The sequence below is a fragment of the Paenibacillus bouchesdurhonensis genome, from assembly GCF_900155685.1.
Taxonomy (GTDB): Bacteria; Bacillota; Bacilli; order Paenibacillales; family Paenibacillaceae; genus Fontibacillus; species Fontibacillus bouchesdurhonensis.
Genome location: NZ_LT732548.1, coordinates 2,907,676 through 2,923,401, shown reverse-complemented (window position 1 = coordinate 2,923,401; position 15,726 = coordinate 2,907,676). Strand labels below are relative to the sequence as shown.

Sequence of the window (15,726 nt, the reverse complement as noted above, 5' to 3'; positions counted from 1 at the left end):
ACCCCTTTAATACGATATTGTGCTATCGTACAGTTTAAGTTTTTTGTCCAACTGTTCCCTTAGATATTCTAGGGAGTAGTCGCGGTCCTCCGAATCTGATGGAGCTTGGTCGCTAGGCTCCTGTTGCATCTTTTCCACTTCCGTATCTGTTTCCAAGCACAGCACTTCGCTGCAAATATAACAAGAAAGGCTCCCTAGATCTGGATAGCTGTAGAGCAGCGAAATTGGAAATTCCGATGCGTAGCTTTCATTTAAAAGATTACGAAACTCAACAGACATCAATGAGTCTAAACCCATTTCCTGGAAGGAGTGATTATTTAGCTCCTCGGTCGTAACAGAACGCTGCAGCACTCTTTTTAGCAGGGTGGAAATATCGTTGTACACGGCTTCCGGTGTACTTGCCGAACGATTTCTTGCTGCTACGGACTTCGCAGCGCCCACTGTATGTGATACATTCGCAGATGGCTGATTGCTGCTATAATCCGCAAGTGATAACAGCGTATCCGGGATACAGCCCTTAGGATATTGCTTGAGCCATTTCTCCCAAACGACAGGCATAACCGATAGCTCCCCGTTGTGATTTTTCGCTGCTTCAAATAGACGTAAACCTTCCTTTGTAGACAGCGCATTGAAGCCGTTCTTCGTCCATATTTCCTTAGCGACCGGATTGAGGCGGGTCAGCATACCAACCTCTTGCCAAGGCCCCCAATTCAGACAAAGACATGGCAAACCAAGCTGTAAACGATATGCCGTTAAGCCGGATAAGAAACTATTTCCTGTTGCATAACCGGCTACCCCAATAGATCCCATCAGTGCCGTAACCGATGAAAACAGCATAAAAAACTCAAGTTCCTTCTCAAGAGTTGCATAGTGAAGATTCCACGCCCCCTGAATTTTGGGATGGATAATTTCTTTGAAATTATCCCACTCTTCGCTCCGAATGAGTTGGTCATTGATAATTCCAGCCGAATGGATCACGCCTCGCAGCGGAGGATAGCAGGTGTCTATATCCTTGATTACCTGAAGAACTGCATCAATATCGCCGATATCGGTCGAATAATATACAATTTGTTTTCCCTGGACACGCAACCGATCTAGCTTTTCTCTTAATGCCTCCGATTCAGCACTTCGACCTAACAGCACAATCGTATCCGAGGACGTATTTGCTAAGTGTTGTGCAATTTCCCAACCAATACCGCCTGCACCACCTGCGATGACGACTGTTCTTCGTTCTTCAGCTTGGATCTGCGGCTCTGCAAAGCGAACTAATACCTTCCCGATATGTTTGCCCTTTTGGATATAACGAAAGGCAGCCTTGATATCCGATTTATCAAATACCTGAAACGGAATCGGGCGAATTTCCCCTTGATCGAACCAACGATTCAGATCCTCCAGCATTTCTCTAACAATACGACGATTGTGGCGAATCGTATCAAACAACGAGAAGGACACATAGATAACATCGCTTCGGTGTTGGGACGCTTGCTCATCGGTCAGACGTTCCCTTTCTCCTATTTCGACGAAATAACCGCCGCTATGCACAACAGAGAATGTTTTTGGAATGTGCTCGCCTGTAAAAGAGTTAACGACTGCGTCAACGCCTTTGCCATCGGTTGCCGCCAAAATTTGTTCTGCATAATCGAGGCTTCTGGAATCGAAAATATACTCAACCCCTAGCTGACGCAGCAAAAAGTGCTTACTGCTGCTGGCTGTAGCATATACCTTAATTCCTAAGCGGCGAGCCAGATGAATAAGCGCTACGCCCAGCCCGCCGGAGCCGGCATGAATTAACATAGATTGTACGTTTGCGGAGGCTTGAGTCAGATGTTTCATAATGCCATATGCCGTTAAGTATGCTGAAGGAATAGTCGCCGTCTCATTAATATTCAGACTCTTCGGCTTCACCGTTACAAAGTCGCGAGGCACGACAATGTATTTGCCGAAACAGCCTGGAGCAAACGCCACCACAAGGTCGCCGACGCTCAAATCCGTCACAGCTTTTCCTACTCTGCTCACTTTCCCTACACAATCTAAACCGAAGCGCTCATTGTGTTCCTCCATCAGATTAAGGGCGTGAATGATATCATGGAAATTAAAGCCCCCTACCAATACCTCCAATTCAACTTCATCGTCAGCTGGACTCATTCGTGCCGCATATTCATAATAAAGCTCCTCAATAGATCCTTTGCCTTGGGATTTTAGAGCATATGGCTGCTCAAACACCGTTAAGTCGGTATCTTCTTCTGGCATCGGTGTAGGCCATTCAATTAAACGCGGCACATACCGCTGCATATTTCGATATGCCACGAGATGATCTGCTGTCGCCTCCAAAATCTCCGTAACAACTTGATTACTTGAGGCTTGAGTAAGATCATGCAAATCGATTCCCAAACATCGGATATACGGGTATTCCAAGCGCATCACCTTTAGGAAACCTAAAGCTGATGCTGATACGGGATGCACCCAATAGTCCCCAGGCTCAATTCGGCTTGTATTCTGGGTGACTATCGAAAAACTGCCCAAATGAGTTGACTTAGAGTACAAATGCTTTGCGATAAGCAGTAGCGGCTGGCAAGCCGCCTCTGCCTCATTCCAAACTGTACGGGTAACCGGTGAGAAAGCGCAATCCAAATTCCACATATAGAGACTGCCTTTAAAATTGCAATCCTCTTGCTCTTGAAGCTCTCTTTCAAGCTGTAAATAATGCTCTGGCACTGACGGATCTATCTCATATCCTTGATTTGGAAGCCGGCGGAACTCCCTACCGCGGCGCACAAATAGAACGGAACAGCCTCGGGTTCGGAACTGTTCAGCTACTTTGGAGGCAAATATAGTATCGTCTGCCCATAGCAGATAAGTTCCTGTTTGAAGCTCTTGACTGCTTTCATGAACCTTAGGCACCCATCTCTCCCGATAAAAAGGCTGGTCGGACTTGTTTAAAGATGACAAGAGAGCTGTTTTATCGACTCTTTTAGTCATATAACCCTTGACTTCCGCGACTAGCTCTTGATGCCCATTATAAATATGCATATTTCCTTTGAAACCGTGAGCATTCTGCTCTATGATTTCAGCAACAACCTCAAGCTCATCCTCTGGTTGAAGATATAGGCTGTATTGATCCGTTCCCATCGTAATATTAATTTGGTCCTGGTCTGCACTCATCTCAGGCAAAAAGGCCAGAAACACTTGGGTACAAGCATCCAATAAAGCCGGGTGGAACGAGTGGCTTGAAGCTTCACTCGCTAGTGCGGCGGGCAGCTTGATTTTGGCCCTTGCCAGGCTATTGCTTGCTTGAAGTTCGGAGACTCCTTGGTGAAGGTCTTTAAAGTAGTACCCGATTTCAGCCAAACGCTTGTAGAACTGCCCACTGGCAACAGGCTGCAGCCCGCCCACCTCTTTTGGAGTTATAAATGCACTCGGCATGTTAGTTGACGCTCTTTTCACTATCGAAGCAGTTGCGTGCTGTATCCATACTATGTCCGAATGATCGCTACTTCGGAAGCTCATGACGGAAAGCTTCAAGTTGCCATTATCGCCTCTATCTGCATTTATATGAAGCTCGACATCCTCATCCCTCCAGATGAGAGGCTGCTCATAGCTAATATTGCAAACATCAAAGCCATATGGACCGTACATATCCTGCCCCACGGTTGTCATCATTTCGAGAAATGCGGTCGCCGGTAGCACAATTTGCCCCAAAAAACCGTGATCCTTAACAAAACGATGCTTTGCGCCTTCAATGCGGAACATGTAACAAAATGTGTTTTTCCCATAGATAGGCAGCTTATGCTTAAAGAATGATTTACTCTCGTTTGAGAAACCGCCCGATGATGGAGCAATTTTGGGTTGTTCTACCCAATAGCGTTTGCCGATAAATGGCGTTGTCGGTAGTGGCATCGGCTGAAGCGATTTGTGAAATACCGATTTCCACCGAATATGTATGCCTCTTTCGTAAAAGAAAGCAAGCGTCTTAAAGATCGCATTCACATCTCTGACATTGCAATTCAATCGGCTGCCAATGTTACTGTCTCTTTCTTCGTCATTGAATTGAAGCAGCCAAGCATCTGAAAAAGTAATTTCCGCTGAATGTGCAGCATTCCAGAAAATACCGTCATTGACTACCGTCTCATCTATTCGCGTTCCATCCGACGTTACAAGTGGAATTTGCGGAGAGATCGTTCTTCCTGAAAGCAAGCTGTAAGGTATATCCATAGCAGAAGCTTCGCATAACCAAATCAGGCACTCTTTTAACGTAAGGACTTGAGTTACTGCTAGTGCTGCAATCCAACCTCTGCGGTCGGCTGTCATCCAATCCGGGTGAATTCCAGCGTCGATCAAAGCCAATATCGCTGCATATTGAAAAACAAAATGGGTGATATGCTTCTGACTTGTATGAAGCAGCTCCTCAAGATCACTAAAAGACAGCTCCTTTATACAGGAGGAAATGGCGCTGCGAAATACGTCACTGCATTCGTACAGTTTTAAGACGAGCCGCTCATCCCAAATCAAGGTATCAGGCAGGAAGAAGCCCACTTTGCATGCTGTCGATGGCCTCTCGCTAGCACTGTATGAACTCTGCTCGAGCAGTTCTAACAATTGCGCACGGCTCGTAAATACAAAAGCCTTGCGATATGGAAGATGCGGACGGCATACCGCAGAAGTGAAGCAAACAGCGTCCAGCGAATCTTCGCTTTGTTTTGCAATATATAAAGATGTATTTCGTATTTTTTCTAACAATGCTTTTTCGCTCTGGGCCGACACTGTCATTAACGGAATCAACTCTCCCGCTTCGGGAGTCACTGAAACTGGCGGTTCCTCGATGATGACATGGGCGTTGGTTCCGCTAAAGCCAAAAGCGCTTATCGCAGCACGCTTCGTTCCCGCTGGCCAGCTTTCCACTTGCTTAGGCACCTTGATCTTAAACTCGTCCCACATAATTTCCGGATTTGGGCGATTGTAATGCAAATTGGGCGGGATTTTTCGATTTTGAATTGCCAGCACACTTTTGATTAATCCGGCCATACCTGCCGCGGCCTCAAGATGACCTATGTTCGTTTTGGCAGAGCCTACCCACAGTGGATCATCTCGATCGGTGCCATATATACGGCCAAGGGCGTTGATTTCAATCGGATCGCCTAACGGGGTTCCTGTACCGTGGGCTTCCACATAAGCGATCTCGTTGGGCTGCAGCTTTGCGAAGCTTAGTGCATCTTGAAACAACCGCTGCTGAGAAAGACCATTAGGAGCGGTCAGACTGCTAGTCGTTCCGTCGTTATTAATCGCTGTTCCCCGGATAACTGACAAAATCACGTTTTTATCCTTCACCGCTTGATCCAATCGCTTCAAAAGTACGACCCCGCAGCCTTCCGACCGAACATACCCATCAGCAGAAGCATCGAAAGCCTTGCACCTAGAAGTTGGAGACAATGCATCCACCTTGCAGAACTGAATTGTGTGCTCCGGGGAAGTCATCAAGCTAACCCCGCCCACAATAGCCATTTCGGATTGCCCGGCGCGCAAGGTAGCACATGCTTCATGAAGGGCAACCAGTGATGAGGAACAAGCCGTATCAATTGAAACACTTGGCCCTTCCAGCCCGAGCATATAGGACAATCTCCCACTAGCAATACTATGGGCGCTGCCGGTAAAAGAATATATGTCAATATTCTCAGGCCGCTTCGAGTATAGACTATGAAGCGCATAATCCGATGTGCATATCCCCAAGTAGACGGCCGTCTTCGATCCTCTTAGTCCAAGAGGATCGATCCCTGACCGCTCCAAGCATTCCCACGCAACCTCCAGAAACATCCGCTGCTGCGGGTCCATGTACTTAATTTCTCTATCAGGCAGCTTGAATAAATCCGAATCGAACAGATCAATCGGATGAACGAACCCGCCTTCCTTTACATACATCTTTCCTGGTTCGGCATGATTGGGACTGTAATAATCGTCTATATTCCAGCGTTCCTGAGGAATGGACGCAATGCAGTCCCGCTTGTTAACCAATGCCTCCCAATATTGTTCAGGCGTATGGATTCCGTCTGGAAAACGGCAAGCCATGCCGACAATCGCAATCGGAGCTTCTTTTTCACTCTTGAGCCGTTTTATTTCGACTAGTGCTTGCTTAACTAAATCCTTGGTTTCCAATAGCATCACTCTTTATCTCATAAGTTTTGAAGTTCCTTTATCAATTCACGAACGGCCTCTTCCTCCGTCATTTCCTGAACCTCCGACAGCCAATCCTCTGCTCCTGTTCGCATACTGTCTTTAGCGCCGGATGCTTGAGCAGTTCGATCCCCTTGAATCAATGCACTATCGTTGACATCCGATGTGCTTTGCGAAACAGTAACCGGCTGAACTTGCTTGCTAACAATGTATTCGGCCATTAATTTTATCGTCGGATAATCGTAAACTATCGTAGCTGCAAGCTTTAGACCAGTAGCCGCCGATAGCAAATCTCTGAATTGAACGGCAAGCAGCGAATCCAATCCAAGCTCCTGGAAACCTGCCCCGCCGCGAATCGGCTCGTCTTCTGGAATAAGTAATAGCTCCCTCAACAATTGCATTACGCTCTCTTCTACTTGCTGGCATTGAGCAGCAGCAGACAAATTTCCGGTTATCTTCATCAGGGCTGAATCATTTTTCTCCGAAGCTGCGCTTGAAGGCGTTAGTGAAGGCTTCACATGAGCAGATTCAGCCTTCATTTCTCCGACGCTGTCCCTCCCCTTCGTCTCAGAAGTGATTAACGCTTTATGGATTACTCCATTATTCTCGCAGATCAACACATGCTGAAGGTGGAGGTTCTCCTGGAATGGCTCCGTGAAATCGAACGCTGTAGCATATCGAAACCCGTGCGTTTCCAATAAGCGCTCCCATCCCGACAATGACACCAGGGGGGAGTGATCGATCCGCAGCTCAGAATCCTCATAGTCCCACCATCCTGTTAATAAACCGAAGGTCACTGGCAGCAGCTCATGATTATGCGTCAGTTCGTTAATAATCAAATGCCCGTATGGTGTCAATGCATTCTTGAGATTTAAAAGTGTTCTGCTTAGATCACGACTGATGTGAATGGCATTCGTCCCCAGAATGATATCGAAAAATCCGCAATCCGACCGTAATGGTTCAAGATCATCATTGAGGTTAAACAACTGATATTTGACAAATTCGTAATCTGCAAACCGTTGCTTAGCTTTATGCAAGAAATGTGGAGAAACATCGGTAAACACATACTCCACTTGACCAGCGATTTCATTCAATCCACGCAGCACGTGTGAAGTCGTGCTTCCTGTACCTCCGCCGAATTCCAATATGCGGACAGGAGTTCCGTCCTTGCGTTGTTCAAGCAAACGCTCTGTCAGTTTCGCAACCAGCAGTGCCATCATTTGATTGAAATACTCCGAGAGCGGGTTGTGCTTGTATATGCCTTCCACAACTTCATTGGATCCGTCCGGGAAAAATACATCGCTTGCCAAAATTCGTTCCTTCAAGATGTTCGCGGCCTGACGCTGGGAAATATCCAGCATTCGGCTCCATGCATCAACCGATTCTGTGCGGTGCTGCTGCTCCTTCTTGCCGCCTACGCTTTGTACATCGGCTGTTTTCGGCAGTGCACGTAAAGCTTTAATGTAGCGTTGGAACTGCGGCTTCAATTCTTCAAGCTCAATTCCCTCCATATTTTGCAATATCCGTTCAGCATAATCAGGAACCGTTTGAATCACGTGCTTCAGCTGTTCATAATAATCCGCTATAGACCGCCCGTCATATGATGCCGCGAAAGAGTTGATCTCTTCAGCTATTGCATAAAGAAACTCGGAACGGTCTCCTCCCGCGGGCTGCATGCTTCTGTCTGCCGCAATCCCTACCTTATCTGCATAAATCGAATTCGTTTTGGCGGCCATAAGCTGTGTATAAGGCAAACTGGAGATCATTTCTGTCATTGCGATTCCCTCGGCATTGCTAAATGGAAGCAAGCCTTGCAGCTCAAGTAATCTTCTGAACCTCTCGGTAGCGACAATTCCGCTTTCACCCCAATAGCCCCAGTTCATGATTCTAACCGGAATTTGTTCTTTCTCCCCTAATGACAGGAGGAAAGAATCCAGGTATCGGCAAGCCGAAACATAATTCGCTTGTGCAGGCGAACCTCTGAAGCTGCACTCTGAAGAAAAGCTTATAATGAAATCAAGTCTCGATGGTTCCGCAAGCTCAAGTGTATTAAGCATCGTCAATACTTTCGCATTGAAAGCTTCGGTAAAATCCGCTTCCTTCATCTGCGTAAGAGTTGCATCCCTTAAGACAAGCGCTGCATGAATGATTCCATCAATCCGGGGAATCCCCGCTTGAACTTCCTTGAAGGCTTTAATCAATTCATCTGCCGACTGCGCATCGGCCTGCACATAATAAACCGTTCCGCCAAGCTGCTCCAAGCGATCTATCTTCGATTGCACGGCAATTAGCGGTTTTCTTCCGATCCAAATTAATGTGGATTTCCACTTTGTAATCAAATACTCTGACAGTTCAAGCCCTATACCTCCAGAGCCACCTACAATCAAATAAACCGACTTCTCCTTGAATATAGGCTTCAACTCGCCGCTGATCGGAGACTCTAATGGAATCAGCCTCTTTCTAAATAGGCGCTCGTTTCTCAATGCGTATTCCTCATAACCTAAACGGCCCGACTTCGGGCCAATGGATACGACACTTCTGCATATCCGATCCCATACTCGGCTCTCATCCTCTAGGCGCCCTGTCTCGACAGCGCAAAGATCGATACATTTGACCGTAATGCTGCCATTTTCCGAATTTAGCACCTTCGCCATTCCCATGAAGGACTGAACAACAGGTGATAAGGTTTCATGATTCAGCATCTTTTGAGCATTTTGTGTAATGAATGTGATATGCAGCGGCTGTCCCCCATGCTGTCCAGCAACAGCCTTGACAAACTGAAACCATTTCAAGATGCCTTTCTCGTAAATCTCCTCATATTGCCTCTTCATACCCTCGCCGTATTGTATTGTGCTTCGTGATACGTCACAGAAAACGAACAAATGTTCAACGGTCGATAGCCTTGTGACATATTCCTCAAGGAGGAGCTCAATCGGCAACCATTCGTCAACCCCGTATTGCTCCGCAAGTACTCGCTGTACTGCTTGTTTTGCAAGTGATGCGCTGCTACCAAATGACATTTCAACCGCTAAGCTTCGATTTGAGATGGGAGTTTCCATGGGAGGTTCCCACTCCTCAAAACGGATCAGCTCCCAGTCGGGCCGATACAAGTGCTCAACATTATTAGACTGACCAGACTGTTGAAAAAGGCCCTGATGAACCCTCTTAAGACGCAGCCCCAATACTTCGCCTATAATGACACCTTTTGGATCCAACAGCATGACATTTATCATAAAATAATCGCATTGCCCTTCACCGATTTGTTGGAACGTAATATAAGAGTAAAGCTCTTCCGGGATCGGCATATGCATGTTTAACTCTTCAATGCTAAACGGGATAAAGGTGTCGGTAATCCCCATCGCCTGACAATGATTTTCCAAAGCAAAAATATACGGTTGCAGGCAGGCGTCCAGAAGAGATGGAGGGAATACGAACGCTGCCTCAGCAGAGCTTCGGTATGACAGCTTGGCCAGCACCTCCTTTTCCGCGATCCAAACCTCAGTAATCCATTGGAACTGCTCACCCCATGAAAAGCCTAGAGAAGAACCTTTATGATAAAAGGCTTCCCTCGACATCCGGCTGTCCGCTCGGGATTGAATGAGCAGTGGATCGACAGAGCGTACGATCTTGTCAACATCTGTATCCACTTGCGCCTTAGTCAGCAATGTCCAAGCAGGATCTTCGTTCTCCGTTTTGACGTATACTTCAATTTTGCTGGGACTTTCTTGCTTGTGAAAAACAATTTGGGTCAAGCATCGGCTGTCCATCTGCAACAGGAAAGCTTTCCTAAATGTAACATCGCTAAAATGCAGGCTGGTCAACCGATGTTCTTTTACAAGAGCTGTCATCATTAAAGATAAAGAGAAAGCCCCGGGTACGATGATCGTTCTGTTCACTTGATGATCAATCAGAAAAGGAAATCTCTCGATTTCCGTTGTGAGCTGATAATGATCGTTTTGCAGTGAGGGGGCTTCTATCGTTTCATATAACTTTGCAATGCTTCTCTGCCCAGTGAATTTTCTCAACGGAAAAACCCGTTTATCGAAAGGATAAGTCGGTAAAGCGACTTTAAAAGGTTTGGGCCTACTATAAAAATCGTTCCAGTTAATTGAAACTCCCTTCAGCCATAGAAAAGAGAGCTTCTTGACCTCACCTCTAGTAAATAAGTTCTTGAAGTACTCCCTTTCAAAAAGTTCTCCTTGCCATTCTTCTATATGCTCGTTATAGCATTCCCCATATTGAATGTCGTCGCTCAAGGCTCCTGAATTATTGTAATGTGTAAGCTTCTCCAACAGGTCGTCCAAGGAATTGGATACGATCGCCAAACGATGATTAAAGCAACAACGTCCAGTCTGCAACGTAAAAGCCAAGCTTTCGAAATACGCATCTCGGTCTATAACCGTTTGCTGCGACAGCTCAAACTGAATGTGTTTTTTTAGATTTGAGGTCATTTCACGCAGCGTCTTCTCTTTCCGGGCTGAGAAAACAATCAGGTTATAGTCATTCGACTTACCCACGGCATGCCGCTGCCTAGGTGACTCCTCCAGAATAGCGTGGAAGTTGCTTCCACCCGCTCCAAAAGAGCTTATGGCAGCCCTTCTAGGCGCTTGTGTCGCCTTCACCGACTCTTCTCTAACAGAATTCCAATCCTCAAGTGCATGTTGAACCGCAAAGCCAGATCCGGCCTGATTAAGAACTGGATTCATTGGAAGCGCATGAAGGGAAGGCACTCGCTTTTGATACTTCATTTGTAAAACAATTTTAATAATGCCTGCAATTGCAGCCGCCGACTCCAAATGACCAATGTTCGCCTTTACTGAGCCAACTGAGCATGTTTCTCCAGGGGCATTAGCACTCCATGAGTAACCCTCCGACAATCCGCTAATTTCGATCGGATCACCGACAATCGTTCCCGTTCCGTGTGCTTCTATATAACTTACGGTTTTACTTTCTATACCGGCCCTTCGAATTGCTTCCCGAATCAATTCAGCATGTGCCTTCGGATTGGGAACAGTAAAGCCATTTGTCTTGCCTCCGCTGTTTATTGCGCTGCCCTTGATAATTCCATAAACCTGGTCTCCGTTTTGCAAGGCTTCTCTTAACGGTTTGAGTAATATAGCCCCAACGCCCTCGCCCATGATCGTGCCTTTGGCCTCGGCTGCGAAAGGTCGACACTTATCCTCGGAAGTCAGGAGTCCCATTTGCGTATACTGAATATATCTGGAAGGATCCAAGATTAAATTCACTCCGCCCACAACGGCAGTACGGCATTCCTTATTCAAGATGCTTTGACATGCCAAATGCAATGCCGTGCCCGAGGACGAGCAGGCTGTGTCAATCGATAGGCTAGGCCCTTTGAAATTAAAGAAATAAGAAATGCGATTAGCGATCTGATAAGCGTCGCCCCATCGATACGGGGTCAGGCCATGTGCGGCTTGTTGATTCAAATACTGGCCAAAGTCAGTAGAAATAACCCCGACAAAGACCCCGGTCTTGGGATCAATATCCTCTGGCTTGTATCCCGCATCTTCAAACAATCCCCATACAACCTCTAGAAAGAGTCTTTGTTGGGGATCCATCGCTTCGGCTTCCTTAGCGGATATATTAAAAAATTGATGATCAAATGATTCAATATCCTGTAAAAATCCGCCCCACTTGCAATGTGATTTACCGATTTCTCCGGAATCAGGGCTATAGAAGCCCGATAGTTCCCAACGGTTTGCAGGAATTTCTGTGATGCAGCTGTTGCCATTCACAAGATGTTCCCAAAACCTCTGAACGCTGTCTGCTTGCGGCAGTCTGGCATTCACACCAACTATTGCAATATCATTTGCGTCATGTGCTTCGTTAGTAGCCTCCAGATGGACGGCCTTGGACGGTGCCGTGATCGAAGCATCTGCTTCCAGATACTGCACAACGCTTTTCAGATTTTCGAATTCAAATAAAAATGTTGGAGCGAGCTGTGGAAATATTCGAATCAAGTCCGAGCTGATCTCAACTTTCTTCATGGATTCCAACTGGAACTCTTCAATTGGTTTACTGAAATCAATCTCTGTAAGCCGAGTATGTTTCTGAAACACGCTTTTGATCGCATCCTTGGCACGGATTTCTTCAGCTTGCCTATCCTGAACTAGCCCACTCTGATTTCCAGACAGGGAATGGTTGCCGAGTTCGCCGTATATCTTCAATTGGCTCGTGAGATTGGTTGCAATATATTCGAGCCTTTCTTCCAGTACTCTCAAACTGGTAAAATTCTTCGGCTGCTCACGATTGTCAGTCTTATATTTTTTGGCTGGTTCCGAGATAGCTTGTTTGACGGTTGTTTGATCAAAACATACAAGCCATTCTACTGGAATAACCCATTCGATGCCCCCCTCCGGCAGTGCCTGTTGCTTAATACTTGCGTCAAATTCAGAAAGTCCCTCGAGAAACTGATGCGCTGCATGGTTTCTGTTGTTAGGATAAAGCGCAACAACTAAACTCGTTAATCCCGTTGTTTGTGCCTCTCTAGCCAATTTTCGAAGCAACTCGAATTCAACACCTCGGCCCAAAACCCGACAACTAAGCAAGAAAGAGTCTACGTAAATATCCGAATCTCTTGTCCTAGAGACGATCAAACCGGCAAAACCGTATGAACCGAAGCGATCCTCCACCTCCGCTTTCCACACCTGAACTCCCTTCTCTTCAAGGAGCTCTTTCAATTCCTTTTCCGTTCTTCTCTTTCCCGTTGTATTGAATTGGTTCGTTCTCAGCGTCATTTGGGATGCGCGCTGCAAAGCAGCTTCGTTCACCGGCTCAAACTTCACCGACACGTTCAAATTTCGAATGAACTCCAAATAGCTGGAGCTGGTCTGCTTCATCTTTATACGTTCTTGGTCTGCTTTATATAGCTGAGTCCGGCTAGCATCCTCGATGGTGATCGGCTTTTCATGATCCAAGGCCCACATATGTTGAACAAACCACTTCGCCTGTAACTTGTCGGACGGCCACTGCAAAGCAAGCACCTCCGGACAATGCTTTCGAACTTCGGCGATTTCCAACGGACTGTCATCAATAAAAATTACACTATCAATTCCAACATTAAGAGACTCTGCCAACTCATATAAATGAACAGATTTGGGGCCCCAGCTTATTCGGTAGTCGACGATATAATCCATTGTTAGTTTCATAGATGGATTTTTAGAGAATACATCTAGTACATCCTGAGGGTTGTTTTTACTGCACAAGCAAAGCAGGTAACCTTTTTCCGAGAGCTCAATTAGCTTGCTTTGCCATGAGGCATAGACATCGTTAATATTGATACCGTCATAACCGACTTCTCCGACAATTCCTTCCCAAAGCGTATTATCACAATCTAAAACGATGACTTTGTATGTCCTTCGATGGATTGAAAAGAATCTTCGTGCTATCAGGGTGCTTAAATAGGAGAAATACTCCTGAGTATACGGAATATGCCCAAGGATATCCCCTGTCATATCTTCTATGCTAGAGACTCCGTATAAATCATGGTAAGCTTCGGCGTCAACCATCTCGATCCCGGCAAGCATCCCTGCCGCCTCGTAGATCCTTTGCTTCATGTCCGATAACAATTGACTCCAATGATAATCATCTTGCAGCTGCAACCGGTTAGGACAGAACACCAGAAGTGTCCTTCCTTGATAGTGCTCATGATAAAACTGAAGTGCTGCGATGAATTCATTCAAGTACTGCTCATAATATGCAAGTATTTCTTCTGAATAAGACGGCATGCCTATGTAATTACCTTCAGCATCCTCTTGGGCCCTATAACGATACCAATCCTCAAGTCGGATCAGCAAAACGTTCATTTCCGTATCCTTGTGGTATAAAACGCCTCCTAAGTGAAATAAGTCTTGGATCATTTGGTTATAGGAGGAAAAGCGGATCTCATAAGGCCAATTCCATAGCTTCAACCAATACGACAACCCGGTTTTAATTGGATCGGCAGTAAACGATGATATGATATTCATCTTCTTGGAAACGACATCAAAGTGTTCGATCCACTGTACTCCCTTCTCTTCTGTCAGTCCGATGACTGACTCACTTACTGCGTCTACTATCACTTTGGAAATTTTATCTGGCGGCTGTGCATGTATCCATCCTGTTGGCGTATTGTTCATATCTGTCAGCAGCTGCGGCGGACGCGCAAGGAGAATGGTGATTGGTGAATACTCCTCCGACTTTTGAATCAAATACGCTTCAGCAAGCTTCTTAGCTTCGATGTAATTTGCAAGCTCCTTTGGCCCCTCCTTTACATAAATAGATGAAATTCCAACAATGCAGCCGCGATAAGTCGCAAGCAAGTCCTTGCAAGCCTCGAATGGACGCTCGAAAAGCTTCAAGTTTTCCTGCACATAATCCTCGGGTGATAGGTGAGTAAGCGGCGGATGGAAGGCATTTAAGACGAGCAAGTCAAGCCGGCCAAACTCAGCTGTGATATACTGCGCCATTCGCTCACAAGTATCCTCGTCCGCAGCATTACCTTCTATGATATGAACAGCCGAGGGGGCCAAGCGATTAAGCTCTGCTTGCAATGTTTTAGCTTCCTCAGTGCTCTTATAATAGTTTGTCACCACCTGGTAGCCTTGAATGACCAATTCCCTTACGATTGCAGCCCCAAGACCGCGGCTCCCTCCAATGACTAATGCTGTTTTCCCATTTAATGGTCGAACAGTGGTGTCAGCCGAATGTAGAGGATCGGTACTTGGAAGCTTTTTGTGAACAAACGCCTTCAAGGTTCCCCGGGCCATCGGCACCCCGGAAGATCCAACCTCTACAGCTAAGTCCAACATCCGGTAGTATTCGTCATAATGCTGCTTTGAGATGGAGTAAACCAACTGATCTGAGATGTCTCTCAGACAGTTCGATAGTTCCAAATGCAATTTGGAAAACAAAGCTCGTTTTCCGGGAAACTCCATCCCGATGATATAACTGCATAAAGAAAGTACCTTTACTAGGCCGATTCCTTGTGCCACGTTTCTCCAGCCGACATCCTCCGCAAATTTCTTAAGCTGTATCGGATCAACCTTGTAAGCGCATACATTTTTGTATGCAGAAATTAACGCTTCATCGTCAATGTCCATCGGTTGCATTAACATTTCGGAGTTATCCTCCGGCATCGGACATACCCATTCGTCCAAAGCCTTTGTGGGTACTGACGCTCGCAACGAAAGACGAAGACAGGTTGTGTGGCCATCATACAAACCAATCACGGCCGTATCCTCGCTTTTCTCTTCTAATACTGCACTATAGACCTTGTTCATAAAAACCGGTTTTTCAAAAAACACTTCTATTTCACTCGGTTGTAGAAATCTGTCATCCTCAATGAGTTGAAGACAAGCAATCGTGCTCAACGCTCCAAATACAATCTGCTGTCCATAGGGCGACTTTCGGGCAAATAACGCATCCATATGCATGGGATTGAAATCGCCGCTAAGATGGGCAAACAAGGATAACTCCTTTTTCGTAAAGGAGATCTTAATCTCTTTTAATCCTAAAACATCACCAGTCTTAATCATCTATAATCTCCCTATATCAGTGATT

Annotated in this window: 2 protein-coding genes; both read right to left on the bottom strand. The window is 46.0% G+C overall.

What is annotated here, in order from left to right; translation table 11 throughout:
• Positions 1-6: 6 nt before the first annotated feature.
• The gene (locus tag CZ379_RS17440) at positions 7-6,153 is read right to left on the bottom strand and encodes an SDR family NAD(P)-dependent oxidoreductase (protein ID WP_110932790.1); all 6,147 of its coding nucleotides are present in this window, start codon (positions 6,151-6,153) and stop codon (positions 7-9) included.
• Positions 6,154-6,164: 11 nt separating this feature from the next.
• Positions 6,165-15,701, bottom strand: a complete 9,537-nt coding sequence (locus tag CZ379_RS17435) for an SDR family NAD(P)-dependent oxidoreductase (protein WP_110932789.1) — start codon at positions 15,699-15,701, stop codon at positions 6,165-6,167.
• Positions 15,702-15,726 lie beyond the last annotated feature (25 nt).

Coding starts and splice junctions, on each gene's coding strand:
- CZ379_RS17435 (WP_110932789.1), bottom strand. CDS start 15,701: ATGATTAAGACTGGTGATGTTTTAGGATTAAAAGAGATTAAGATCTCC.
- CZ379_RS17440 (WP_110932790.1), bottom strand. CDS start 6,153: ATGCTATTGGAAACCAAGGATTTAGTTAAGCAAGCACTAGTCGAAATA.